This is a genomic window from bacterium (assembly GCA_030648955.1).
In the GTDB taxonomy this organism is placed as follows: domain Bacteria; phylum Patescibacteriota; class Minisyncoccia; order Phycocordibacterales; family JAUSHB01; genus JAUSHB01.
Window position 1 is genome coordinate 17,250 of the sequence record JAUSHB010000004.1, and the last position, 25,779, is coordinate 43,028.

At 43.2% G+C, this 25,779-nt stretch carries 28 protein-coding genes and 1 tRNA gene; 22 read left to right on the forward strand and 7 right to left on the reverse strand.

Annotation, left to right across the window (positions count from 1 at the left end; translation table 11 throughout):
- The first annotated feature begins 3 nt into the window (after positions 1–3).
- A complete protein-coding gene (locus Q7S11_00415) occupies positions 4–1,644 on the forward strand; it encodes a CTP synthase (protein ID MDO8572214.1) in 1,641 nt (546 codons plus the stop codon).
- Between the two features lie 9 nt (positions 1,645–1,653).
- Positions 1,654–2,295: a histidine phosphatase family protein gene (locus tag Q7S11_00420; protein MDO8572215.1), complete on the forward strand. Its 642-nt coding sequence runs from the start codon at positions 1,654–1,656 to the stop codon at positions 2,293–2,295.
- A gap of 73 nt (positions 2,296–2,368) precedes the next feature.
- On the opposite strand, the gene Q7S11_00425 is transcribed toward Q7S11_00420, so the two are convergent.
- Positions 2,369–2,929 carry a lytic transglycosylase domain-containing protein gene (locus Q7S11_00425; GenBank protein ID MDO8572216.1) on the reverse strand — a complete coding sequence of 187 codons (561 nt, stop codon included), beginning with the start codon at positions 2,927–2,929 and terminating at the stop codon, positions 2,369–2,371.
- A 64-nt stretch (positions 2,930–2,993) separates the two neighbouring features.
- Positions 2,994–3,149, reverse strand: coding sequence for a hypothetical protein (locus tag Q7S11_00430; GenBank protein ID MDO8572217.1), 156 nt, complete (start codon positions 3,147–3,149; stop codon positions 2,994–2,996).
- A 61-nt stretch (positions 3,150–3,210) separates the two neighbouring features.
- Here Q7S11_00430 and Q7S11_00435 point away from each other — a divergent pair.
- From Q7S11_00435 to Q7S11_00485, 11 genes are all read left to right on the forward strand, one after another.
- A tRNA-Gln gene (locus Q7S11_00435) sits at positions 3,211–3,281 on the forward strand.
- Positions 3,282–3,490: 209 nt separating this feature from the next.
- Positions 3,491–4,267: a glycosyltransferase gene (locus Q7S11_00440; GenBank protein MDO8572218.1), complete on the forward strand. Its 777-nt coding sequence runs from the start codon at positions 3,491–3,493 to the stop codon at positions 4,265–4,267.
- A gap of 199 nt (positions 4,268–4,466) precedes the next feature.
- Positions 4,467–5,402, forward strand: a complete 936-nt coding sequence (locus Q7S11_00445; GenBank protein ID MDO8572219.1) for a M14 family metallopeptidase — start codon at positions 4,467–4,469, stop codon at positions 5,400–5,402.
- Positions 5,402–6,316, forward strand: a complete 915-nt coding sequence (locus tag Q7S11_00450) for a M14 family metallopeptidase (GenBank protein MDO8572220.1) — start codon at positions 5,402–5,404, stop codon at positions 6,314–6,316. The genes Q7S11_00445 and Q7S11_00450 overlap by 1 nt, the downstream gene beginning before the upstream one ends.
- A 13-nt stretch (positions 6,317–6,329) precedes the next feature.
- The gene (locus Q7S11_00455) at positions 6,330–6,671 is read left to right on the forward strand and encodes a hypothetical protein (protein ID MDO8572221.1); all 342 of its coding nucleotides are present in this window, start codon (positions 6,330–6,332) and stop codon (positions 6,669–6,671) included.
- A gap of 150 nt (positions 6,672–6,821) precedes the next feature.
- Positions 6,822–7,295, forward strand: a complete 474-nt coding sequence (locus tag Q7S11_00460) for a hypothetical protein (GenBank protein ID MDO8572222.1) — start codon at positions 6,822–6,824, stop codon at positions 7,293–7,295.
- A 166-nt stretch (positions 7,296–7,461) separates the two neighbouring features.
- A complete protein-coding gene (locus Q7S11_00465) occupies positions 7,462–7,656 on the forward strand; it encodes a cold shock domain-containing protein (protein ID MDO8572223.1) in 195 nt (64 codons plus the stop codon).
- A 76-nt stretch (positions 7,657–7,732) separates the two neighbouring features.
- A complete protein-coding gene (locus tag Q7S11_00470) occupies positions 7,733–9,217 on the forward strand; it encodes an ABC-F family ATP-binding cassette domain-containing protein (protein ID MDO8572224.1) in 1,485 nt (494 codons plus the stop codon).
- 61 nt (positions 9,218–9,278) lie between these two features.
- Positions 9,279–9,572 (forward strand): hypothetical protein, encoded by a 294-nt coding sequence (locus tag Q7S11_00475; protein ID MDO8572225.1) that lies wholly within the window; start codon positions 9,279–9,281, stop codon positions 9,570–9,572.
- The gene (locus Q7S11_00480) at positions 9,572–10,045 is read left to right on the forward strand and encodes an endonuclease/exonuclease/phosphatase family protein (GenBank protein ID MDO8572226.1); all 474 of its coding nucleotides are present in this window, start codon (positions 9,572–9,574) and stop codon (positions 10,043–10,045) included. The genes Q7S11_00475 and Q7S11_00480 overlap by 1 nt, the downstream gene beginning before the upstream one ends.
- 121 nt (positions 10,046–10,166) lie before the next feature.
- Complete coding sequence (locus Q7S11_00485) at positions 10,167–10,694, forward strand: NYN domain-containing protein (GenBank protein ID MDO8572227.1); 528 nt, start codon at positions 10,167–10,169, stop codon at positions 10,692–10,694.
- A 91-nt stretch (positions 10,695–10,785) separates the two neighbouring features.
- Here the strand turns inward: Q7S11_00485 and Q7S11_00490 are convergent, their stop codons facing one another.
- Positions 10,786–12,126, reverse strand: coding sequence for an aminoacetone oxidase family FAD-binding enzyme (locus Q7S11_00490; GenBank protein ID MDO8572228.1), 1,341 nt, complete (start codon positions 12,124–12,126; stop codon positions 10,786–10,788).
- Positions 12,127–12,201: 75 nt separating this feature from the next.
- The gene (locus Q7S11_00495) at positions 12,202–12,612 is read right to left on the reverse strand and encodes a hypothetical protein (GenBank protein ID MDO8572229.1); all 411 of its coding nucleotides are present in this window, start codon (positions 12,610–12,612) and stop codon (positions 12,202–12,204) included.
- A 102-nt stretch (positions 12,613–12,714) separates the two neighbouring features.
- Here Q7S11_00495 and Q7S11_00500 point away from each other — a divergent pair, with 102 nt between their 5' ends.
- On the forward strand, positions 12,715–13,182 hold the full coding sequence (locus Q7S11_00500; GenBank protein MDO8572230.1) for a VOC family protein: 468 nt from the start codon (positions 12,715–12,717) through the stop codon (positions 13,180–13,182).
- 187 nt (positions 13,183–13,369) lie between these two features.
- The gene (locus tag Q7S11_00505) at positions 13,370–13,903 is read left to right on the forward strand and encodes a hypothetical protein (protein MDO8572231.1); all 534 of its coding nucleotides are present in this window, start codon (positions 13,370–13,372) and stop codon (positions 13,901–13,903) included.
- A gap of 58 nt (positions 13,904–13,961) precedes the next feature.
- On the opposite strand, the gene Q7S11_00510 is transcribed toward Q7S11_00505, so the two are convergent.
- Positions 13,962–14,714 (reverse strand): class I SAM-dependent methyltransferase, encoded by a 753-nt coding sequence (locus tag Q7S11_00510; GenBank protein ID MDO8572232.1) that lies wholly within the window; start codon positions 14,712–14,714, stop codon positions 13,962–13,964.
- A gap of 115 nt (positions 14,715–14,829) precedes the next feature.
- Between Q7S11_00510 and rlmB the strand changes: the two genes are divergently transcribed.
- Together rlmB and mgtA are read left to right on the forward strand one after the other, a co-directional pair.
- Positions 14,830–15,597, forward strand: coding sequence for a 23S rRNA (guanosine(2251)-2'-O)-methyltransferase RlmB (rlmB, locus tag Q7S11_00515; GenBank protein ID MDO8572233.1), 768 nt, complete (start codon positions 14,830–14,832; stop codon positions 15,595–15,597).
- Between the two features lie 136 nt (positions 15,598–15,733).
- The gene (gene mgtA / locus Q7S11_00520; GenBank protein MDO8572234.1) at positions 15,734–18,199 is read left to right on the forward strand and encodes a magnesium-translocating P-type ATPase; all 2,466 of its coding nucleotides are present in this window, start codon (positions 15,734–15,736) and stop codon (positions 18,197–18,199) included.
- A 111-nt stretch (positions 18,200–18,310) separates the two neighbouring features.
- Here mgtA and Q7S11_00525 read toward each other — a convergent pair whose 3' ends face one another.
- Entirely contained in the window at positions 18,311–19,288 is a 978-nt protein-coding gene (locus Q7S11_00525; protein ID MDO8572235.1) for a trypsin-like peptidase domain-containing protein, read from the reverse strand.
- Between the two features lie 243 nt (positions 19,289–19,531).
- Here Q7S11_00525 and Q7S11_00530 point away from each other — a divergent pair, with 243 nt between their 5' ends.
- The 3 genes from Q7S11_00530 (at position 19,532) to Q7S11_00540 (ending at position 23,202) form a co-directional block, all read left to right on the forward strand.
- Positions 19,532–19,906: a hypothetical protein gene (locus Q7S11_00530; protein ID MDO8572236.1), complete on the forward strand. Its 375-nt coding sequence runs from the start codon at positions 19,532–19,534 to the stop codon at positions 19,904–19,906.
- A gap of 161 nt (positions 19,907–20,067) precedes the next feature.
- Positions 20,068–21,855, forward strand: a complete 1,788-nt coding sequence (gene typA / locus Q7S11_00535; GenBank protein MDO8572237.1) for a translational GTPase TypA — start codon at positions 20,068–20,070, stop codon at positions 21,853–21,855.
- 66 nt (positions 21,856–21,921) lie between these two features.
- On the forward strand, positions 21,922–23,202 hold the full coding sequence (locus Q7S11_00540) for a DEAD/DEAH box helicase (protein MDO8572238.1): 1,281 nt from the start codon (positions 21,922–21,924) through the stop codon (positions 23,200–23,202).
- Between the two features lie 97 nt (positions 23,203–23,299).
- Here the strand turns inward: Q7S11_00540 and Q7S11_00545 are convergent, their stop codons facing one another.
- Complete coding sequence (locus tag Q7S11_00545) at positions 23,300–24,739, reverse strand: peptidoglycan-binding domain-containing protein (GenBank protein ID MDO8572239.1); 1,440 nt, start codon at positions 24,737–24,739, stop codon at positions 23,300–23,302.
- A 146-nt stretch (positions 24,740–24,885) separates the two neighbouring features.
- On the opposite strand from Q7S11_00545, the gene Q7S11_00550 reads away from it, so the two are divergent.
- A complete protein-coding gene (locus Q7S11_00550; GenBank protein MDO8572240.1) occupies positions 24,886–25,230 on the forward strand; it encodes a hypothetical protein in 345 nt (114 codons plus the stop codon).
- Positions 25,231–25,361: 131 nt separating this feature from the next.
- Entirely contained in the window at positions 25,362–25,769 is a 408-nt protein-coding gene (msrB, locus tag Q7S11_00555; GenBank protein MDO8572241.1) for a peptide-methionine (R)-S-oxide reductase MsrB, read from the forward strand.
- Positions 25,770–25,779: the final 10 nt, after the last annotated feature.

The following is a 25,779-nucleotide window of genomic DNA, read 5'->3' on the forward strand; positions in this document are numbered from 1 at the left end:
TTTATGAGCAAAGCAAGGCGACGCAAATATATCTTCGTAGTTGGGGGCGTAATATCCGGAGTGGGGAAAGGAGTTACCGTCTCATCAATAGGAAAAATATTGCAATCGCGGGGCTTAACAGTCACCGCGATTAAAATAGACCCGTATGTAAATGTGGATGCGGGGACTATGAACCCGACAGAACACGGAGAAGTATTTGTGCTTGAAGATGGCGATGAAACTGACCAGGACATGGGGAATTATGAACGCTTTCTTGGAACAACACTTACTCGTGTGAACTATATGACCACGGGTCGGGTGTATCAGGACGTAATTCGCAAAGAGCGCAATCTTGAATATGGCGGCAAATGCGTGCAAGTGGTGCCGCATATTCCTCTCGAAGTTATTACGCGTATCAAAAAAGCAACCGAGAAAGCAAATGCCGATGTGACGGTGATTGAAATTGGCGGCACGGCGGGCGAGTACGAGAACATTCTCTTCCTTGAAGCTATCAGACTTTTGCGTACCGAAAAACCAAACGACGTTTTGACGGTGATGGTAAGTTACTTGCCCATTCCGTCAAAGGTGGGCGAGATGAAGACAAAACCAACGCAACATGCAGTGCGCGCACTCAACACTGCCGGTATCCAGCCCGACATTATTATTGCTCGAAGCCAGACTCCGCTTGATGAACGTCGCAAGGAAAAGATTGCCACATTTTGCAATGTACGTGCCGATGATGTAATCTCTGCGCCTGACGTCGAAAGTATTTATGAAGTACCATTAAATTTTGAGCGGGATGAATTGGGTAAAAATATTTTGAGAAAATTGGGACTTCATCCGCGAAAAAAAGATTTGCATACATGGCGGAGATTTGTGTCAAAAATTAAGTCTGCAAAAAAGGAAGTGAGTATTGCGGTGGTCGGAAAATATTTTGATACAGGAGATTTTGTTCTTTCTGATTCTTACCTTTCTGTCATTGAGGCGATCAAGTATTCCGCATATCACCTCGGACGAAAGCCGGTTTTGCATTGGCTCAACTCGGTTGATTTTGAAAAGAATCCACGCAAATTGAAAGAGCTTTCAAAATATGACGGGGTTCTTGTGCCCGGGGGATTCGGTTCGCGGGGAATTGAAGGGAAAATAAAAGTAATCGAATATGTGCGTAAGCACAAAATCCCGTATCTTGGTCTCTGCTACGGTATGCAACTTTTGGTGATCGAGTACGCGCGCAATGTCTTGGGTTTGAAAGGTGCTCACACGACGGAAGTTGATGTGAAGACAAAATATCCTGTGATCGACATTATGCCCGATCAGAAAAAGAAACTTGCAGACAAAGATTATGGAGGAAGTATGCGTCTCGGCGCATATCCGGCGCATATCGCCAAGGGAACCGTGGCACGTGAAGCGTATAAAAAAGAAATGGTTTCCGAGCGTCATCGCCATCGCTATGAAGTGAGTCCTGAATATATTGAAAAGCTTGAAAAGAGGGGCCTCGTGTTCTCCGGTAAATCTCCCAATGGTGTTTTAATGGAGATCGCAGAACTTCCCAAAAAGAAACATCCGTTTTTCTTGGCTACGCAATTCCATCCTGAATTCTTGGCGCATCCACTCAATCCTCACCCACTTTTTTCTGCGTTTATTAAGGCGGCGATGAAAAAATAGTAATCATTTATGCAACTGTATCTCATGCGTCACGGAGAAACTACATCGAACGGTACGGGTGTTCACGGCAAGTCGACTGACAGCCTTTCTGAGACCGGATGCAAGCAAGCAGAGCTTGTCGCACAGCGATTTCTAACTATTCCCGTCGAGCTTATTATTTCAAGCACACTCGAGCGGACTAAAGAAACAGCGGCAATCATCAATGCGCATTTGAAAAAACCGATCGAATTTTCAGACTTGATCGTTGAGCGAAAATATCCTGAAATAATTTTATCAAAAGCTAAAAATGATCCTGAAACAATTAAACTTATTTTCGCCATGGAGAAATCGTATGATACACCGGACACTCGCTATGCCGACGCCGAGAGTTTTAATGACTTAAAGAGCCGCGCGAGAAGATTTCTTGACGAAGTGTTAAAGAGAAAAGAGGAAAAAATTTTGGTTGTAACACACGGTATGTTTATGCGCTTTCTTATTACCTATATGATGTTTGGGGAATCCATCACTCCCCGTGAGTTTATCAAGTCGCGTGATTTTCTTCGGACAAAATTTACCGGCATCACAATTTGCAGATACGAAGCGAATCCAAAACCCTACGGCACTCCGGGCTGGAAACTCGAAACGTGGAATGACCACGCCCATTTGAGCTAAAAACCTTTCCGATGTTATTGCAAAAAAATCCCCGCGCTCGTGAGAGGCGGGGGTGTTTTCCTAAAAAAGGAAATCAGAAATTTTCTGGGAGATGCTCGACAACAAAAGCAATCTTGTTAAGATAATCGCTCTTGAGGAGATCTTGTTGCGTGTAGTTGGCTACACGATCAGGACCTTTTTCGTAAGCGGCAATCACCTTGATTAGGGGAGTCAGTTTATAGTGATCTCGAAGACGAGCAAAATACTTCGTACCCTTCCATATGCTGGTGATGCAATCAAAACTATTGCCCATCACGCCAATCTCTACATCTGTTGAAGGAAGTGTTTGCATGCACCCCTTTGCACCAGCTGGTGATTCGGCGTATGGGTTTCCCATACTTTCCACAATAAGCATTGCTATGACGATCTTCCGATGGACAAAATATTCTTGAGCCGCCTCCTTGATGTTTTCGCCATATTCGGCTATTACTTTTGGAATTGCTTCCAATACAGATTTTTCCCATTCGGGTGTGGTTTGCGGAAGTGCACCCGTCAGTTTTGGGCGTGGAATGGCTTCTGCCTCTGGATACCCAATGATGGTAACAAGAGCGACAATATTAAGACAAAGCAAAATAACCACAAAAAACTTCTTCATCCCTGTTTCTCCTTGAAAATTTGAAAGAGCTCCTTACTTGTTATAATGTATTTAAAATGAAATGTCAAATTTTTTGCCGCGCTTCATCGTTTACTTCTTTGTGTTTTTGGTGTAATTTGTAGGTTGCGGGAGAAAGTTTCCATGGCTTCGTTAGTTTTATGAGTTCTGCGAGTTTTGAGTAGGATTTGGAAGTCCTGCTTCCAAATCTATAAAAAGCCATTGAAGTTTTTTGAAGTTCGGAAAGCTTTCTTGAGTTGTTCGTTGTAAGTTATTTTATACATTGCGGGTTCGTCTAATGGTAGGACACTTGCCTCTGGAGCAAGGTATTGGGGTTCGAGTCCCTGACCCGCAGTTCGGAGCATTGCGGAGAACTGTGGGAGGAAGTGAACTGCTTCACTTCCAACAGGGGCTCGAAAGGGATTTCGTTATTTTCTTTGAGCTCTGCTCAAGGAAAATCGGAATCCACCCGCGGCGGTAGCCGAGAGTCCCTGACCCGCAGCCAGTTTGAAATAGGTTCGGATTCCGAGAAATACATGCTCAATAAAATTAAAAGATTATTTTATGAACTACAATAAAGATGAGATCACTATTCTAATACCTTGCTATAACGAAGAATCACTAATAGGATTAATAATAGAGAATTTTCACAAAGTAGGCTTCAGTAATATTTTGGTCGTAGACGATGGTTCAAAAGATGAATCCTCAAAAATAGCCTCAAGTCTTAATGCGCAGGTCATTAGAAATTATAAAGTAAGTGGATTAGACATGGCAATCCTCAGGGGAGTTTATGAAGTTAAAACTCCTTATACGTTAATATTTTATCATTACTCTGAAGAACCAATCACACCAGAACTTTTAGAACAATTTATTCAGTTTGGAATCAGTGGCAGGTATTCATTATTGATTTCAAAAGATGATTCTAAAAGATCCACTACTTTAAGTGGCATTATTAAAAAAAGATTTGGTCTATTCATAGCGGAGCCTCTTTTTGACGTTATTTTTTTGAACAATGATCTAACTGACCTTATAAAGAAAAAAATTGGTGGAACGGGTTATTATCTTTTTTTTGAAATAATAGGAGAAGCAATAAAGAATAAATTAAAAATCGGGAGTTATTCTTTGGGAATATCTCGATATAGACCAAAAATGTTTCGAGAAAAGATTTGGATGTTTTTAAACACCATACTAGATCATAATCCTAAAGAATATTTCAAATATGCAGTGCCAGATATAGAAAAAAGAGAGAGAAATAAGACAATATTAATTATAGTAATTACTGCCGCAATTACATTTTTATTTGATTTAATACTCAGGTATTTTTCTGTGACATTTATGTAGATGGATTTAACCCTTACGCACTGAATACAATAACCATTCCAAGTAGCGTCAGAATGGTAGAATAAAAGTAACCCAAAAATCCTTGTGGGCTTAATGGATAAACCCATGAGACCGGTGAGGGCGAACAAACTCGCATACCCTCCCAAATTTCTGGAATATGTTATCATAGAGCATTACCAGGATAACTTATTTACATATTATGAAAACATCAACTATCGTATGGACTATCGTTGTTCTTATTCTTGTCGGTATTGGCGGGTATTTTTTGATGCAAGGTTCGTCCAATAACGCGCCCGCAGTAACACAGAATCAGAATACAACAACTGACACGACGAAGTCGCAAGACAACAAGCAGGGAGGACAACCGCAGGCTGTAGATCAACACAAAGGGGGCAGTCAATTCGTCATTGGAAAGTCTGTGCAGGGACGTGATATCACTGCTCATTACTATGGTGACGGCGGTAAAAAAATTCTCTTTGTCGGTGGCATTCATGGCGGGTACGAATGGAATACAGCACTCGTTGCATACGAGCTCATGGATTATCTCAAGGCAAACCCGAGCGTCATTCCCAGCAATGAACAAGTGACGGTCATTCCTGTTTTGAATCCGGACGGTCTCAACAAAGTTGTTAGCACCACTGGTCGCTTCGCCGCAGTAGATGTTTCATCATCAGCAGACGTGCAAGTATCCGGCCGTTTTAACGCAAATAATGTAGACCTTGGTCGCAACTTCGATTGCAACTGGAAGTCTGATGGCGTTTGGCAGAGCAAAACCGTGAGTGGTGGAAGCGAAGTATTTTCCGAGTCGGAAAGCAAGGCGGTGCGAGATTATGTAGCATCATACAAACCGGATGCGGTTGTTGTCTGGTACAGCGCCGCCGGTGGCGTGTTCGCCTCAAGTTGTAATAACGGTGTTTTGCCCGAAACGAACACGATCACAAATATTTACGCAAAAGCATCAGGCTATCCCGCGTACAAAAGTTTTGATTTCTATACAATAACGGGCGATATGGTGGATTGGCTCGCAAAAAATAACATTCCCGCAATCAGTGTTCTTCTCTCCACACATACGGATACTGAATGGGATAAAAACCTTGCAGGTATAAAAGCGCTTCTCGAACACTACGCACAATAATGCGGTCTCTTTCTTCGAAGCAGGTCATCACGGCCATTCTCATTGTTGTTTTGATTGGTGGCTTGCTCGCGTTTGCTGTTTTGCGTTATAACAAAGTGCCAGCGTCGCCGGTAGCACAGCCGGTAGAGAAAGTTTCTGGTCCGATACACAAGGTGATAGGCACGTCCGTGCAAGGGCGCGCGATCGATTCGTACACATATCTACCTGCCGGAAACTCGGCGCAGACAAGTGGAACAGGCGATATACATCTCGCGTTTGTCGGTGGCATACATGGCGGCTATGAGTGGAACAGCGTCTCTCTGGCGTATAAATTTATGGATTATCTCAAGGCAAACCAAGAGGTCATTCCCAAAAACATAACCGTTTCGGTGATTCCGTCCGCTAATCCTGACGGCGTGTATAAAGTGATAGGCAAAGAGGGTCGTTTCGCTTTTGCGGATGTGTCCAAAGAAGCGGCTACTGTTCCAGGGCGATTCAATGCCCATGATGTTGACCTCAACCGTAACTTTGACTGTAGGTGGAAATCGGAGAGTATGTGGAAAGGAAATAAAGTAAGCGCCGGAACAGAACCGTTCTCGGAGCCGGAAGCCAGGGCTGTTCGGGATTTTGTTTTAGAAAATAAGCCAGATGCTGTTATCTTCTGGCATAGTCAGGCCAATGCTGTGTACGCATCCGAGTGCAAGGACGGCATTCTTCCCAAGACACTCGACATCATGAATGCATATGCGCGCGCGGCCGGATATCCGGCAGTCAAATCATTTGACGCATACGCGATCACCGGCGATGCCGAAGGGTGGCTTGCATCCATAAACATTCCAGCAATTACTGTTGAACTTAAAACTCACGAGACCATTGAGTGGGATAAAAACTTAGCCGGTATCAACGCGCTTTTTAAGTACTATGGACATATATGATAGAATTTAATATATGACAGAAAAATTTGACCCAAAATCTCAAGAGGAAAATCCTGAAAGCCTTTCGAAAAAAGAGAGGTTTGAAAGCTTGTGCAAAGTATTTGATGAAGCAGAAGCCGTATTTGCGTCTGAAGGAAGAGAGGAACTAAAAACATACCTAACGAGAATTTACGACGACTTGATTGCGCTAAACAAAAGAGACACAGAAGATTGGATGAATGTGTTTGTTTGGAATCCAGATGGAGATTTGACCGAACAAGAATTTAACACCTTAAACCTTCGAAGGAAAAAATTATCTACTGGCGTAGGAATGAGGAATTCGGGGGAGATTAGGCATGATTTGAACGAAATTTAAAGTAAACAAGATCTGCTATTGGGGATCTAATTGAGTGTCGTCAAACTATATAGTCTTGGATCCCACTACCTCATACTCAATACAAAAACATATTGCAAATTTTTAGGCTGTGTTACTATAGAGCATTATTAGGGTAATTTGTTACATGTTATGAAGCCATCAATTATTTGGATTGTTGTTCTTATTCTTGTTGTATTAGGGGGTTGGTATCTTTACTCCGTGCAGACTGTCTCCGCTCCTGTTGTGCCATCAGTGGAAACGCAGATGACCGCCGGCACAAATACTTCCGCGCCCACCACCTCATCGGCGTCAATGTCCGCAACCGTGAAGTTCACCAGTTCCGGTTTTTCTCCGGGAACAGTGACTATTGTCAAAGGCGGCACGGTTACCTGGGTCGACGAAAGCGGCAGTTCGATGTGGATCGCTTCAGCTATGCACCCGGCGCATCTACTTTACGACAACACCTCCAAAGATGAGCACTGCGCTCCAGGCTATACTGGTCCAACACCGCTTGATCAGTGTTTGTCTGGCGCAAATTACAGTTTCACCTTCAATAAAATCGGTACATGGAAGTATCACAATCATGCCAATGAATCGCAGTTTGGCACGGTGATAGTGCAATAACATCTCCTACGTCTAGAGCAATAGAAAATTCCTCTGGTGGAGAGAAACGCACGCTCATTGGGGAAAATTTGACAAAAATGCATTTATAGTATACCATTGCGTTCTAGTGTAAGGCACGGAAACAAAGTCGAGTTTCGGAGTATTAAGTAAACAATAAGCAAATCACATGACAGGAACAATAAATTCCCTTAGAGAAGGATATGGATTCATTTCTCGCGAAGGCGAAGCAAAGGATCTTTTTTTTCATGCAAAGGAATTGAGAGGTGTTGCATTTGATGAATTGAAAAAGGGAGACGAACTCACTTTTGAAGTCATTGAAACTGAAAAAGGCGCAGCTGCTACGAACGTAGCACGCGCGTAATCATCTATTAAGAAAAAACCGCCCTCATTACGAGGGCGGTTTTTTCTTTACCGTTCTCGTGGTAGAGTGACTTCTTATGGCAAAGTCGGAAACAGTTATTTCGTTTGAAGAAGTGTCGTTTGAATATGGACACAACCACCCAATTTTAGATGAGGTGGATTTTTCTGTGCGACAAAGAAGAAAGGTAACTGTTATGGGTCAGAACGGCGCGGGGAAGAGTACCGTCTTTGGGCTCATCACCGGCGAGCTTAATCCGGAATCAGGGAACGTGCACATCACCAAAGGCATTACCATCGCGACCGCAAAACAGGTCATCCCGCGAGAAGATCTCGACCTCACGGTGCGCGCATTTTTCGAGAAATGTTTTTCAAAAAAAATATATGACATTGACCCGCGTATCGACGACGTGCTTGAAGTGGTGAATTTGAAAGGACACACCAAGGTGCACGATCGTATTATCCGCTCGTTTTCGGGCGGTCAGCAGGCGCGGCTTCTTCTCGCTTCCGCGCTTATCCAAGACCCGGACATCCTCCTTCTTGATGAGCCGACGAACAATTTAGATAAGGCGGGAATCGCGCATCTGACAAAATTTCTCGTGGATTATCAGAAGACGTGCATTGTTATTTCGCACGATGCAGATTTTTTGAATGCGTTTACCGATGGTGTGCTGTATTTGGATATTCATACGCGTAAAGTGGAACAGTATATGGGCAACTATGCCGATGTGGTGAAAGAGATCACTGCGCGCATGGAAAAGGAGAACAGAAAAAATGCCCAGCTTTCCAAAGAAATTCAGGCGAACAAAGATAAGGCTAACTTTTTTGCGATGAAGGGCGGACAGATGCGTATGGTGGCAAAGCGAATGAGGCAAAAGGCAGAAGAGATGGAGGAAGCAAAAGTTGACACGCGGAAAGAAGACAAGACGATACGGGCATTCAAAATCCCTGCGCAGAAGGAACTGTCAGGAGAGATCCTTGCTATCTCGGCATTTACCACGATGGTTGACCATCCCTCGAGTAGCCTCGGGACAAGTAAGATAAAATCCCGCACAGCAAATATTTCACTTCGGAAAAACAAACACTTGCTCCTTGTTGGCCCCAATGGCATCGGCAAGTCGACACTTCTTGAAGCGCTTGCGAATGGAGTTACTAAGGGCGCGCATATCGCAGAGGGTGTCACGGTCGGCTATTATCGACAGGATTTTTCCACGCTCAATTTTGACGACACGGTGTATCAGTCGCTTATTTCAGTGATGAAACAGCCGGACGAAGAAGTAATGCGTTCTGTCGCGGCGGGATTTTTAATAACCTCCGCAGTTATGAATACAAAAATCGGCAGTCTTTCAGAAGGACAAAAAGGCCTCGTTGCTTTCGCGCGTCTCGTGCTTGAGAAGCCCGGACTTCTCATCCTCGATGAGCCCACAAACCACATTAACTTTCGCCATCTGCCCGTCATCGCACAGGCGCTTGATTCCTATGAAGGCGCAATGGTTCTCGTCTCCCACGTTCCTGAATTCGTAAAGCAAATCAGAATTGACGAGATATTGGACATGGGGAAGTAGGAAATGTAGAACATAAATCCTAGAGCGTAGAGCTTTAAAAAAATGTGATAAAATTAAAATTATGAAAATAATTACTCTCAATACATGGGGAGGACGGGCAGGAAAGAAAAAACTCCTTTCGTTTTTTAAAAAGTATAACGATACAACTGATATATTTTGCCTTCAGGAAATATGGGCTGCGCCTTACGAACATTTAGATGGGCATATGGCTGGCGGCAGGGCAATGAATCACTCAGAGATTATGGTGTATGGCATGCAAGAAATATCTAGAACATTGCCTGAATATGCAGCATATTTTCGTCCTCATTATTTAGATAACTACGGTCTTATGTTGCTTGTGAAAAAAAATTATTAGTGACCGAAGAGGGGGAGGTTTTTGTGTATAAACATAAGGGGTATATTCCCGAAGGAGACATTGGTAATCATGCTCGCAATATTCAGTACGTTACCATCCAGACAAGTAATGGACCACTAACGGTGGTTAATTTTCATGGACTATGGAATGGGAAGGGAAAAACAGATACGGAAGACAGAATAAATCAATCAAAAAATATTTTGGAATTTACTAAAAATCTCCAAGGAGAACATGTCTTATGCGGTGATTTTAATCTTTTGCCCGATACTGAAAGTATTACCATTCTTGAAAATGCGGGTCTTCAAAATTTAATTAAACGGTTTGGTGTTACTTCGACAAGAACATCACACTACACTAAACCTGATAAATATGCCGATTATGTATTTATCACGAATGAAATAAAAGTAAAAGATTTTAAAGTGCTTCCCGAAGAAGTATCAGATCACCATGCTCTTTATCTTAAAATAGAGTAGTGTTTTAAGAGTGCTGCTGTTAACGATTTTTTCACACACTATCCCCTGCGACAAATCCTGTGGTCCAGCAAGCTCTCGATAATAGCCGCCTCTTGGGCGGTTGGTATGGTAAAATAAATTCATGATTCAAAAAGGAAATAACAATGCTTACATAGATGGTAATAATTTATATCGCGGAGTAAGTAATTCCGGTTGGAAGATCGATTTTGTCAGATTCAGAAAGTGGCTTGAGGATAAGCACGGAGTAATTCGAGCTTACTATTTTATCGGGTTGATTCCCAAGGAAAAAGATATGTATGAGGCGCTGCAGAAAGCAGGCTTCACATTGATTTTTAAAGAAGTGGTTTATGACGGAGATGGTAAGCCAAAGGGTAATTGCGATGCCGATTTGGTTTTACAGGCAACCAGAGATGTTTATGAAAATTCTTGCGAAAAATTAGTATTAGTTACTAGCGACGGAGACTACTCTAGTTTGGTAAAATTTTTGCAAGAAAAAAATAAATTAAAAATTATACTTTCCCCCAGCGTTCAAAAAAGATGTTCAATTTTATTGAAAAGAACTAACGCGCCGATTACGTATTTAGATGAAGTAAAAGGCAAAATTTCTCTGCAACCTAAAGAAAAAGCCCCCATTAAGGACAAGCCTTAACAGGGTCTTTTTCGTAGTGATATGTATATATTAGCAAGTGCTTAACACAAGTCAAGGCGAGCTGTGGAAAATTTAGCATCATTGCAAAATCCTACACACTATCCCCTGCGACAAATCCTGTGGTCCAGCAGAGCTGAAGGGAATAGCCGCCTGATGGGCGGTTGATATTGAGTATGTCGCCTGCGAAATAAAGGTTTGGGTAGAGGCGCGAGCGCATGGTTTTGGTATCCACTTCGTCAAGCGAAACCCCACCGTCCGATACCACAGCGCGGTCATATCCCATAAGTCCTTTGATGGCGAGCGGCGCACCTTTCAAGATATGGACGAGGCGCTTACGGTCTTCTTTGGTGATGCTGTGCGCTTTAATATTTACGTCGGGAAGCCCCCAGAGCATTAAGATGGCAGGGTCGGTGCCGTGAGGGACAAGCGCGTCAAGGAAATTTTTGAGATTTTTGTTTTTATTGGCATCAATGGTTTTAAGAATACTTCGCTCAAGATCCGCAAAATCAGTATCGGGATACATATCAATTTCTGCGGTCACCTCGCCCCCCTCGAGCAATTCGCTTACCTGTTTTGCGGAGTTGAGAATAAGTGGACCGGAAAGTCCGAAGTGAGTGAAGAGAAGTTTTCCTTTTTTTGAAAATGCCTTTTTTCTTTTACCCTGAGCGTCGTCGAACGGGTTGCCGTTTTGAAAAAAAGTTATTTTCATAAATGAAAGTGATATGCCGGAAAGTTTTTTGACCCACGCGTCTTTGACCGCAAGAGGTACAATATTTGGGCTTCCAGGGGCGACAGTATGGCCGAGTTCTTTGAGCCATTTAAACCCATCGCCCGTCGAGCCTGTTTCGGGACGGGAATATCCGCCCGTTGTGATAATAAAATTATCTGCGGTGTAGCGGGTGGCCTGACTGCGAGCGCCGTGCCTGCGCCGTAGCGCGGCAGGCAGGTTCTCGCTCAGGCAGGCACCGCAAGAAACAGAAACAATCTTGCCGCCGAGAGCGGTGACTCGTCCGACGGCGGCACCCATCTTTACTGTCACGTGATTATCGGCGATATATTGTTTCATAACACGCGACACGTCTGTCGCTTTTTGCGTGTTGGGAAAAGCGCGTTTACGAGCTTCAACCACGAGTGGTAATTCGTGTGATTCAAAAAATTCAAATGTATTTTTTACACCGAAGCGTGAAAAAGGGGAGTAGAGATAGTTTTTTGCCGTAGAGTAGTGTTTTAAAAATTCATGGACGTCGTATTCGGCGTTGGTGATATTGCACCTGCCACCGCCCGTCATATCGAGTTTTTTCCCAAGCGTTTTATTTTTTTCAAGAAGAAGAACGGACTTGCCGTGCTCTCCTGCATGCCCCGCCGCCATCATACCCGCCGGACCTCCGCCGATGACAATAACATCAAAATGAGTTTTTTCCACCTTTTTCATACTGGGCATAGTAGCATATTTACTTATGAAAAAACCGCCCCAAGTTCTTCATGGGGCGGTTTCAAGAAACAAAAACTAATGAAGGGTGTGTTTCTCTTTTTCTGAAGTTTCATCAAAATAAATCACACCATTTTCCGGAAAATATTCCTCGAAGACTATACTCACATAGCGATCGAGTTCTTCAAGAAATTTATCAATCATTTCCGGTGGCTGTCCTTCCGCGACAATACTACTCAGCATATTCCGAAGAAATGAAAGCACCCTGTCTTTAAAAAGCATCCACCCAGCAATTTCTTCCCGAAGCATCATCGCGTTGTCTTCCATGATTTTCTTTTGTTGCACAGCTTCTTCAAGAATTTGAATTCCATCGTCGTATGATGAAAACTCGAGAGACTGGCTTCCGTCGGGATAGTTGATATGTCCGTGAAGCCCACAGTTACAACGTTCGGCAAAAGCAACACGCTGAATGATAAGTTTCGTATTCACTGGTTCTATCCTCCGTGTATTCTTTATTTATATTGCTCGCAGGACTTCAAAAAGTCAATCCCACATATCATATTAATTTTTTTATATGTTAAAATATCTCTTATGCAGATTAAAGAGCTTGGGCATGTTGTACTCTACGTAACCAACCTTGAAACGGTCACAAATTTTTATCGTGACGTGCTCGGATTCCGTGAAGTTGATCGCAATGATGGTTTTGCCGTTTTTTCCTCGGGACGTACACATCACGAGCTTCTTTTAATTCAAGTCGGCGGCACTCCGCGCCCGCCTGAGCGAGTTCGCTCGCAGTCAGGGAAAAAGGGAGTAGAGCCGGGGTTGTATCATATCGGTTTTAAAGTTGCAGACACCGACCAAGAATTAAAAGAAATTTACCGGCATCTAAAAAAACACCACGTAACGATCATTGGCACGGGAGATCATACCGTGACACACAGTATTTATATTCTTGATCCCGATGGGAATGAACTTGAGTTATATGCCGACGTTTCCGATGTCTGGAAAAAAGATCCGAAATCAATCATGTCGCTTACCAAACCACTTAACCTTGATTAAAGTAATTGATATCGATTGCCCGCCAGGCCCTCTTTTCATAGGACTAATTATTTCTTGATATACTTGAGTCATTTTTTCTGAATGCAAGCGACCAAAAATTATCCATTACTAGCGAAGGGGAGCTAATGGTTATGAGTATCCCCAGAAGACCATTGTGGCTTAAATTTAGATTTAGTAATATAAACTCATGAAAAGTCTTTCATTGTGGAAAATATTCATCATAGTTTTTATTCTTTTGCTTCTTTGGTTTGTGATTAAAGTACTCTTTCCGCTTGGCGGCGCGGTAGTTGAAATTGAGTCTACAAGAGATACACTAAATCGTTCTTTTGCAGGGCGTTTTCTTGACATTGAAGCACCTGCACAACCCGGGAAAGTAATTCATGTAAACCATGTCAATATGCCTGAGCCGGGGTTCATTGTTATCTATCGCTCTGCTGGATACACAAACAATGGACAAGAGCCGGAAAAATTTTTTGGTTCATCCGTACTGCTCACTAAGGGAATAAAACAGGACTTTGATATTTCACTCATTGAAGAAATAAAATGCACACGACTTACTGCGAGGTTACATAAAGATATAAACAAGGATGGCGTATTTGATTTTTCTACTGAAGGTGAGTATGGAAAGGCAAATATGAATGGAGAAACTAGAATTTTAAATCCTGATTTGAAATCTCAACCGAGCAGTATTTTCCAAAACTTTGATGTAAAATGTCGGTAAGTCAGTAAAATTACCGATCAAGTTGTCAAGGAGGTATCCCGCACATATACATTTATTATCAGTTCTTTTTCTGCGCATACACGGAAATACTTCTGCGTTTCCATGCTTTGCCGTGGCGCGTGTGGCGATGTGATTTGCTTGTCTTGTGAATTATGAAATACTCGCCGAGAAAATCGTAGATTTCTTTTTCAGTGAACACATGCTCTGAAACGCCGATGATGGGGTGGATATACGAGCCTTCTTCTCCCGCAGGATTTTCGCGCAAGAGCCGTTCGGCATGCTGATCCTCGTCTCGTAAAAATGTTTTAAAGAATAGCCATCCGTCAGGACGAAGTACGCGAGCGATTTCGCCAATGAGTATTTTTCGCTCTGCTTCCTTAAGAAAGTGCGAGGTCATCATATCAAGCACGATTGTTTGTGACTGGTCGGGGAGAGAGATAGGTCCTGCGATCGTTCGTGTTTCGTATTCAAGCGGTAAGTCATTGCTTAAGCGAGTTGCTTGCGCAGTTGCTTCGTGTGAAATATCAAAACCAACACCATGACACCCAAATTGTTGCGCAAGGTAAATAAGATTGCGCCCATTGCCGCACCCCAGATCAAGAATTGAAATTGTTTTGTTGAGATATTTTCCTCCGTGTTGGCGAGAGAGCCATCGGGTAAACTTTACCAGATCTTCACTCGGGTTACTTGAAAGCATAATATGTTCTTTGTTTTTATATTCTTTATTCCAAAACGCCCCGCCCCGGCCCTTATTTCTGCCGGATTCACGGATTTGTCTTCTGGCTTGTTTTTTACTCCGGTATCTTTTCATGTATCTTTTTATACCATAGGTGGGCAAAAGCACATAGCGTAAGTCTCCAAACGTTCAATGTGAGAAAAATAGATTTATACTCGCCAGTACTTAGTGTTTACGGTACACTGGATGTATGAAACACATGATTCCCAATGTATATATTTACGGCAAACATGCGCTTGTGGAAGCATTGCGCAATTCACCTCATGCGGTTACGAAGGTGTTGCTTGCTCCGCAAGGTGAAGACAACGAAGTGAGAGCGCTTGCTAAGAGCGCCAACATTCCTGTCGTAGACCTTTCTCCAAAAACAACGCCCCACGATATTGATTCATCCGCGGTGCATCAAGGAGTTATCGGACTGGTATCGCTTGGCAAGCTCGTGCGCGAATACCGTGAGTTTATTGAGGGTCTGAAAATCGACCCCGATTCATCACTTGTCATTTTGGGAGAGATACAAGACCCGCAAAATGTCGGCGCAATCATTCGCTCTGCCGCGGCGTTTGGTGTTGCGGGCGTGCTTATCCCCGAGCACAATCAAGCGCCCATCACGGGTACTGTCGTTAAGGTATCTGCGGGCATGGCATTTCGTGTGCCCCTGGTTTCGATCGGGAACGTGAACACAACAGCACGTGACCTCAAGGAACGTGGTTTCTGGATCTACGGTCTTGAAGGCGATGCGTCAAAAAATATTACACAGGAGAATTTTGATGCACCGGCAGTGTTTATTTTAGGGAATGAAGCAACCGGTATTCGTCTCAAGACCCGCGAACTTTGTGATATTCTTCTTTCAATCCCCATGAATCCCGGATGCGAATCGCTTAATGTTTCGGCATCTGCCGCAGTTGCATTGTATGCATGGAGTGCGCAACATCCAGGGGCGCTTGGGGGAAAACAGGAATAAGCGTTGATGTGTTCTCTTAAAAAATATCCTAAATTGCCTTCTTGTCTCCCAGTTGTTTTTTTAAAAGCGCTGTATGTTTCTCGCGCTGTTTTCTGATACAATATAATCACTCATTGTAACTAGACACTCATACATCATGCCCACAGACAATAATCGCTCGGTCATCAATCTTCCCAAAGGAGTCTCGGGACTTTCCCGTCGCGAGGCGAAAGAGCGCCTAGCAACATACGGTCCAAATGAGATTATTCAAGGTGTCAAGCTCTCTCTTGTTGCAAATTTCTTTTTGAAATTTAAAAATCCTCTCATCATCATCCTCATTATTGCCGCGCTCATCTCCGGCTTTTTGGGTAATCGTATCGACCCGTTCATTATTATTGCGATGGTGATATTAAGTGTCACGATCGATTTTTTTAATACTTATAAATCGCAAAAAGCAGCAGAAGCTCTTCGAGATCGTGTAAAAATTACGGGAACGGTGGTTCGCGAGGGAACCATCGAGGAAATTCCACTCTCGCTTATTGTTCCCGGTGATGTGGTCATACTTTCGCCCGGCGATGTTATTCCCGCCGATGGCGTCGTGTTGCAGTCAAAGGACTTTTTCTTGAATGAATCGTCACTTACAGGTGAGTCATTTCCCGCCGAAAAAGATATTCATTCTCCCATTTTTATGGGGAGCAGTGTTGTGACGGGGTCCGGACTCATGACGGTCCTTACAACAGGGAAAAAAACAAAATTCGGATCTATCGCCGAAACGCTTATGCGCAAAGAAGAACCGACTGAATTCGACCGAGGAATCAAGGATTTCAGCGTGCTCATTATGAAGATGATTTTTATTCTGGTTATCTTTGTGTTTTTCGTCAATGCGTTTACCAAGAATCAATTACTTGATTCATTTCTTTTTGCTATTGCTCTTGCAGTAGGCCTTACTCCAGAGCTTTTACCGATGATTATTGCGCTCAATCTTTCTCGCGGATCACTTGTCATGTCAAAACGGGGCGTCATCGTGAAAAAGCTTAGTGCGATACAAAGTTTCGGAAGTATGGATATTTTGTGCACCGATAAAACGGGGACACTTACCGAAGATCGCATCGTGTTGATTAAGTGTGTAGATGGTTTTGGGGTAGAATCTGAAAAAGTGTTTCTTTATTCATATGTGAATAGTTTTTATCAGAGCGGGTTTTTAAATCCGCTCGATTCGGCAGTTGTTGAATTCAGAAAGCTTCATACGAAAGAGTACAAAAAAGTTGATGAAACACCTTTTGATTATATTCGAAAACGTAACACCGTGGTTGTGGATGGTCCAGAGGGGAGACTTCTCATTACTAAGGGAGCTCCAGAAGAACTTTTACGAGAATGTAGTTTTTATGCCGATGATAGCACACCATTTTCGGATGACATATCAAAACGCGTTTATGGTCAATATCAAGACTTAAGTAAGGAGGGGTTTCGTGTTCTCGCGGTCGGTATCAAGAAAATTCATGAGAAAAGAGAGGTGTATGGAAAGAATGAAGAGCACAACATGGTGTTTGCGGGCTTCATTGCTTTTCTTGATCCCGCAAAAAAGACTGTTGCAGAAACACTCAAAAAATTAGAAGAGTATGGGATTGAAATTAAGATTATCACAGGTGATAACGACCTAGTGAGTCAAAAAATTGCCCGTGATATTAATTTGCTCGTCAAAGGGGTTCTTACGGGAAACGAAATTGAAATTTTAACTGATGATGCATTAAGAATTCGAGCCGAAGAAACAACGATTTTTGCACGCGTGTCACCGGACCAGAAAACAAGGATTATCAGGCTTCTTCAGAAAAATAAACACGTGGTTGGATATATGGGTGATGGAATTAATGATGCGCCGGCTCTTAAGGCGGCAGATGTCGGCATCTCGGTCAACAATGCTGTTGACGTTGCAAAAGAATCAGCAGATATTATTTTGATTCACAAAAGCCTTAACGATCTTGTTGAGGGTGTGATAGAAGGGAGAAAAACTTTTTCTAATACTATGAAATATCTTATGATGACGCTATCGTCCAATTTCGGCAATATGTTTTCAATGGCAGGTGCGTCGCTTTTTATTCCATTTCTACCAATGCTCCCGACACAAATCTTACTCAACAATTTTATTTACGACAGCTCTCAACTTGCTCTTTCTGTCGATAACGTTGACCACGCTGAAATAAAAAAACCCCACAAACTTGATATCGGGTTCATTAAGAAGTTCATGATGGTCTTCGGCCCATTAAGTTCTGTCTTCGATGTTGTAACATTTCTGGTACTATTGCTTGTGTTTAACTTTGTTGAAAGTGATTTTCAAACGGGGTGGTTTATTGAATCTCTTGCTACACAAACACTGGTAATCTATATGATTCGTTCGCGATTCTCGTTCTTCAAAAGCAAGCCGAGTATCGCATTAGTGATAAGCACTATCGTAGCCGTCGGTGTTGGGTGGGGGATCGCGCAGAGTTCGCTCGGAACAATATTCAATTTTAAACCACTCGCACTTCTTCCGCTCATCGCGATTGGCGCCATTGTCACCGCATATCTTGCGGCAGTGTATTTTGCAAAGAAGTGGTTTTACAACAAGCTTTTGAAAGATTACTAATCCAATGTACTCTGTTTTGATGATTTAAATTTTCACCTGCCCGCGCGTTACTTACTTGAGTGAATCTTCGGTCATCCCGAAGTGCGTGTGAAATACATCACCAAACACATTTCAACGCAGGCGGGGAATTTTACTTGTAACTGCCCTAACGACATTTACCGGGATTGCAAAGCTGATGTTGCTTGAACCCATGACCGTGGCGACATTGATACCCACCACTTTGCCGTCTATGTCGATGAGCGGACCGCCTGAATTGCCTGGATTGATTGCGGCATCAGTTTGAATAATACCAGTAAGTTTTTGCACTTTTCCATTGCTGTCAGTCGCTTCTATTTCACGATTAAGTCCTGAAATGATGCCGACGGAAATTGAATTATTGTATTCACCAAGCGCATTTCCAATCGCCACAACCGTTTGGCCCAATTTAAGCGTGGAAGAATCACCAAGTGTTACGGTTGAGTAGTTATTTCCTTCTATTTTGAGAATCGCGATGTCACTCACGGGGTCTCGATACGAAATCATCGCTTTTTTTTGTGTTCCTGTTGAAAGGAGTACAGTATAGTCTGCAACAGTATCTGCGACGACATGTTTATTGGTAATAATGTATCCATCCTTAGTTACAATAAATCCTGTTCCTGCACCAACTTTTTTATGCTCAACCCCCTTCTGTTGATACACGGGAATTTGGAATTTGAAATTACCGAAAAATGGATCGTCGCCGAAAGGATTTTGATAGGTCACTTCAAGTTTGGGAACATCTTTTGAAATTACGATTGAAACCACGGAGGGTGATATTTGGGAAACCGCGCCAGTAAGGAGCTCGTCTTGAGATTTTTCACGGACTTGTTGTCGATTTTCTATTTCACTGAGTGATAGTGCAACGCGTGAATTTTCCCCGGTTATTTTGGTGATCTCGTTTTGAAGCGAAGAAATCTGTTTTTGCAACGCGGTGATTTTTGTGTTGAATAATTTATCACGCTCAGCGGATGATTCTTTCACACTTAAATACGTTTGGTAGGAAAGCGCGATTCCCGCGATTACCAACAACATTACAACGGTGCGTATTGATGATGGGTTAAAATTTTTCATGATTTGCTGTTTTATTTAAGACTCTTATTTTATATAATTTAGTTTCAGTGTGTCAACACACCCGTTATTTCTATCTTCTCTATTTCCTCATATACAATTAATTTCTGCGATAGCATGAATTAATTGTATCTATAGTAACTATGTGCATGCATTGTTCATTCATTTGACAACCGGTGTCACATTGCTAGACTGTTCCCAGTGTTCTTTGCTATGCCGCCACAACTCTAAACGAGGAGTAAATTCATGGATAAAGAAATCATACTTTCCGCAGTTCAAGATGCATGTAGCGTTAGCACCTCCCTTATTACTTGTGAATCCTGTGGTCGCGTGCATTTCAACGATGAAGAACCAGAAAAACTTGAGGAGCTTACTAAGAAAGCTCAAGTGAAACCCGATCGTTATATTGATCATGGAGATGTGAGCATCGCGTGGTTTACATTTAATGGTAAACAAGTAGTGGTTGATTGTCAGTGTGACAAAGCCGCGGCGATCGGGAAATTTTTATGGCAGCACCGCTTTTTTATTAGAGATGTCCTTGTTGGGGTCGCGGAAAAGAATGCAGAAATTGCGAGGGGCGACCAGAAGTCGATGGGTAAGCTACAGGCAACACCTTTATAATTTTCCTACACGTTCTTTTTTTAAAGTCCCGTTAGTTGTACTGGCGGGACTTTTTGTAAAAGATAATCGCCATAATCAGCAGGATAAAAACTAGTTTTTTGACTTTTTTACTTTCTTGATGTAGTATATGGTATTAATCCCATCAGGGGGATTTTTTCATTATGGAGATTAGGAATATAGCTATTATTGCTCACGTTGACCACGGGAAGACCACGCTCACAGACGCTATCATGCGGCAGACGGGAATGTTTACCGAAGGGATGAGTATGGATGTAAACGCGCTTGAACAAGAGCGCGGCATTACGATATACGCTAAAAATACCGCAACATTTTATAAGGGCACAAAAATCAATATTGTGGACACTCCCGGCCACGCCGATTTCGGTTCTGAAGTGGAGCGCGTGCTCCGTTCGATCGATTCCGTACTTCTTGTTGTTGACGCGCAGGAAGGGCCAATGCCCCAGACACGCTTTGTGCTTAAAAAATCCCTTGAATTGGGGCTCAAGCCGATTGTGGTGATAAATAAGATTGATAAACCTGCGGCTGATGTAGGGCGCACACATGACCAAGTACTTGAGCTATTCATCGATCTTGGCGCAAACCATGACCAGCTTGATTTTCCTGTTATATACGCGATTGGCCGCTCGGGGATTGCAAAGAAAAATCTCGCTGATGAATCAAAAGACCTCACCCCGCTTCTCGACATGATCCTTGAAAAAGTTCCCGCCGCGCCTTCGCAAACAGATCTCCCTTTGCGAGCACAGCCGTTTAATCTTGCATACGACAATTTTCTCGGACGTCTTGCTATTGTCCGCATGTATGAAGGGGTGATTCGTGCTGGAGATACAGTGTATGTGAAAAATTTTAATAATCCCAACGAAACACCCAAGAGTGGAAAAATTACAAAACTCTTTACGTTCCGTGGTGTTGCAAGGGAAGAGGCGACAGAAGCATGCGCTGGAGACATTGCGATGATTGCGGGTATCCCCGGTATTTTTATTGGTGATACTATTTGTGCGAACGGCGATCAAGAAGCGCTTCCCGCAATCAAAATCGACGAGCCGACCATCGCGCTTAATTTTTTTGTGAATAGCTCTCCGTTTGCGGGACGCGAAGGAAAATTTGTGACGTCTCGACAAATCCGTGAACGTCTCGAGAAGGAGCTTGAGGTAAACGTCGGACTTCATGTAGACTTTGGTGCAAACGACACATTCAAGGTATACGGACGAGGAGAGCTTCATATTGCTATCTTACTTGAAAACATGCGTCGCGAAGGACATGAACTTCAAGTATCACAACCGCAAGTAATTATTAAGGAGGAAAACGGAAAGAAGCTCGAACCTTTCGAGGAAATTACTATTGATATTCCTGCAGAATTTCAGGGTACGGTAATTGAAAAAATGGGAAAGCGCGCTGCGCAACTTCAAGACATGAAACACCATGGCAACACCGCGCGTCTTATTTTCGAAGGTCCTACGAGAGGACTCTTGGGATATCGCGGGCAATTCGTGATCGATACAAAGGGCGAGGGCATTATGGCAAGCCGTGTCATTGGATTTAAGCCGCACGTGGGAGAGATCGAGAAACGTGCGGTGGGGTCAATGATGTCTATGGCAACAGGGAAGGCGACCGGTTACTCGCTATGGAACCTTCAGGATCGTGGTACGCTGTATATTGACCCCAACACGGAAGTATATGAAGGGATGGTTATCGGCAATACCTCAAAGGGCGAGGAAATGGTAGTAAATCCAATTAAGGGAAAACAGCTTTCCAATGTTCGCTCATCGGGGACTGATGATGCAATCGAGCTCGTACCCCCATACATCCTATCTCTTGAACGTGGACTTGAAACGATGTCGGAAGATGAATACCTTGAAATTACTCCAAAAAACGTTCGTCTTCGCAAACAATATCTTACCGAGACAGAACGTTCACGGGCTCGTAGGTAAAATATCATTAGTCCACTATCATACGATATGTCGTATGATAGTGGACACAAAAACTAAACACTATATATGTATAAAAAATCATTTGGATCAAGTGGTCCTAAAAAATCATACGGAGGAGGAAAAAGCGGAGGAGGAAATTTCAAAAGAGGTTCTTCTTTTGGGCGTAGTAACGTGGGTGGGTCCCGTGGTGGACGAGGGTTCTCTCGCGGCAGTGGCAGCGGCGGAGGCAGAAGATTCACGGGACAAAGGATTGATGTGTCGCGCTTCATCAGCAAGGCGACCGTGACAGAAGAAGTGAAAGATTATAGTCCAGAGCATTCGTTTGCAACGTTTAAAATTCACGAAAAACTTAAAGCAAATATCCTCAATAAGGGATATGTTTTGCCGACACCGATTCAAGACAAAGCTATCCCGCACATTCTTGAGGGGAAAGATATCGTTGGCGTTGCAAACACGGGCACAGGAAAAACTGCGGCGTTCCTCATTCCCTTCATCAACAAGATTCTCCATAGCACCAACGAGCAGATTTTGATCGTCGCTCCCACGCGAGAACTTGCAACGCAGATCAACGATGAATTTATCGGATTCGCACGGGGGCTTGGTTTGTTTTCTGTGGTGTGTATTGGCGGAGCCAATATCCACCAACAAATGAGCAATTTGCGCCGCAAGTATAGTATTGTTATCGGAACACCGGGACGGCTTAAGGATTTGATAGAACGAAGAGCACTGACGTTAAATAAGGTTTCAAATGTTGTTTTAGATGAAGCCGATCGCATGCTTGATATGGGTTTTATCAACGACATGAAGTATCTTCTTTCAAAAGTTGCCCCGGAACGACAAACACTTCTTTTCTCCGCAACGATTTCACATGAGATCGAAGGGATCATCAGAACTTTTCTCCGTAATCCGATCAAAATATCAGTGAAGACCGGAGACACGGCTTCAAACGTGGAACAAGATATTATTCGCGTGAAGCAAGGGGAGAAGAAGAATGATATTCTTCGCAACTTGCTTACTCAAAAAGATTTCAGCAAAGTGCTTATTTTTGGCAGAACGAAACATGGGGTTGAAAAACTTTCCCGCACTCTTGCCGAACTAGGGTTTAAAGCAGTTTCAATTCATGGCGATAAAACACACGGGAATCGCGCACGCGCACTCAAGCAATTTAAGGACAATCAAGTGCAGATTTTGGTTGCAACCGATGTTGCCGCACGCGGACTTGATATTCCTGATGTGACCCATGTCATAAACTACGATATTCCCGGAACCTATGAAGACTATGTTCACCGCATCGGCCGCACCGGCAGAGCAAACAAAAAAGGCTTTGCGCTGACGTTCGTTGAGTAAGCGAATTTAATATATCTCACTATCCGACACAAAAGCCCCGCACAAAACGGGTGCTTTTTTGTAAAAATATCGAGGACGTTCCTTGGTAAATAGATAATTATTGTAAACTATTGAGTTTTGCGCGGGTTTTGGGTCCTACTAATCCATATCCCACAACTCCACTTGAAGCAACGCTATATTTAACTTGGAAACGCTTGATCGCTTGTTCGGTGAGCGCTCCATAGTAACCAGTTGCTTGTCCGTTGGGGTAGATATCGGATAACCGCGCGAGAAATTCTTGAAGCGCAATTACTTCTGTTCCCCGTGAACCGCGCGAGAGTGGTTTGGTGAATTTGTATTTTTTTCCACTCGTCGATGTCGATGGAGTTTGCGATGTTACGTTTTCTGTTACCGTTTGTGTTTGTGGTGTTATGGTCGTCTCTTGCACAACCTGTGGTGTGCGAATCATGAGTGTGATTTGTTTTCCGCGCGTCGCATCATACCCGCCTCCCTTGCGAAGCGGGAAAAGATATATCGTAACGGGTTCTGTGGTGAAGCTTTTGTTGGTAAACATAATTGATGCAGTGCTTGTTGCGGCAAGTGGTATACCGAATGCGGGGATATTGCAAGGAAGTGTGCTGGTTGCTCCACTCGCGATTACTTGCGCGGTCAGTTGTGCGCCACACCCGATCTGGATATTTGCACCGTCGGACTTGCTTGTTCCCCATGAAAATGTGATCGCTTCTCCGGAATTCGCTATAATTGCGGACGCGGTAAACAAATTAGTTGTCGGATCAGGGATTGTGTCAGATCCGATGTCGAAGGTTACACTTTGTGAATGGGTGCCATCATAGATACCCGGCGCAATCGACGGGAGAATGCGCACTGTGTAGGGAATCGAATATGGCGTGTTGTTAAAAAATTGAAATGGTACAGAACCCGAAGCTGGTAAATCGCTTGTAAAAATCGGCGTACCGCACGACATGAATCCAAGCGCGGGATAGCTCGGCGAGGACGTGCGAATGTTACTATTGCATTCGAGCATTAAATTAATGCCGTCGATGTCTTGCGATGACCATGAAAGCGTGGTGGGGACACCTGATGTAGTAGTTGTTACGGGTGTTATAAAACTTAGAATTGGGTCGGGGAGTTGAGCCACAGAAACGGTAATATCTTGTTTGCCGGCATCGTAATCGTTCCCTGAAATGTCTTTGGGGATAATACGGGCGGTAAAACTTCGTGTTCCCCCGCTCACGTTTGCTACCGTCACGGCAATAGTATCGCTGGTTGCGTTTATGGAAGATATTTTTGTATCACATGGGAGGGCGTCAATCCCTGATTTTTTAAATTTCATTCCCTGCACGCAAGGAATGACGAAAGAATAGCCGATACCTTCCTGGATATTCCATGAAAAAAATATTGCCTGATGAGAGTTGACTAAAGTTGCCGATGCGGTGAATGAAGAGACCACGGGAGTTGCGGCGGAAGTTGTGTGGGCGATCGTGAAGAACACAAAAAGTCCGACTGCGAATATTGAGAATTTTAATGAACGCATCATGGTGTTGAGTTGTTAATGATTATGGAACCATTATATCAATAGTATAGATAATATAAAACCAACAGAGGGCATCTGATTGACTTTTAAGTTTCCCTGCGTAGGATGGAAAAAGATTTGTTTCAAACATACAAACGTGGAGGTATGCTATGGCAAAGAAGAAAGATGATTCCTTAAGATCTAATATTTCCGACATATCGAACCGTGTAGTCCTTATATTAGGGCAGACATGGGATTTGAGTGAGGAGCAAATACACCTACTGTTTAATACTTCTTCCAGTAACAATGAAGAGGTAAAACACAGACTCACTCTTTTATTTGATATACGGGCTAAGCTCGATGGCATTTTTCATAATATTGAGGTTGAAAAACAGTGGCTCCGTGAAAAGCAAAAGATTTTAAACGGAGCGATGCCGCTCGATTTCATTTTAAGTGGAGATATGGTGAATCTTCAACGTGTTCTAGGGTTGGTTGAATACATGGATGGTCGGTAGTGAATGGTTAATGATCCCAAAAACCCACTCAAGAATGTTAATCGCAAAAGACTTTTTATATCACACGAATGAAATTGTATTTCACCAGTCCCATCGGGGCTGGTTTTGTTTTGTCGTGATATGATAGTGCTATGAATACTATACCTCAACACAATGAAGATGAATTAAAGAAAAAACTCACCCCGGAGCAATATCACGTACTGCGCGAGAAAGGAACAGAGCGACCTTTTTCTGGGAACTATGTGCATCACAAAGAAAAAGGGGTGTATAAATGCGCCGCATGTGGAAATGAATTGTTTTCATCCGACACCAAATTTGATTCCGGAACGGGTTGGCCAAGTTTTACCGACCCGATGAATAAGGAAAATATAATTCTCGAGCAAGATACAAGTCTTGGGATGAATCGCACAGAAGTTAAGTGTAAACGATGTGGCTCGCACTTGGGGCACGTTTTTTCCGATGGACCTGGAGCTTCGGGGAATCGTTACTGCATCAATTCTGTTTGTTTGATTCACGAAAAAGAAACCAAGGATTCTTAGTTAACATACT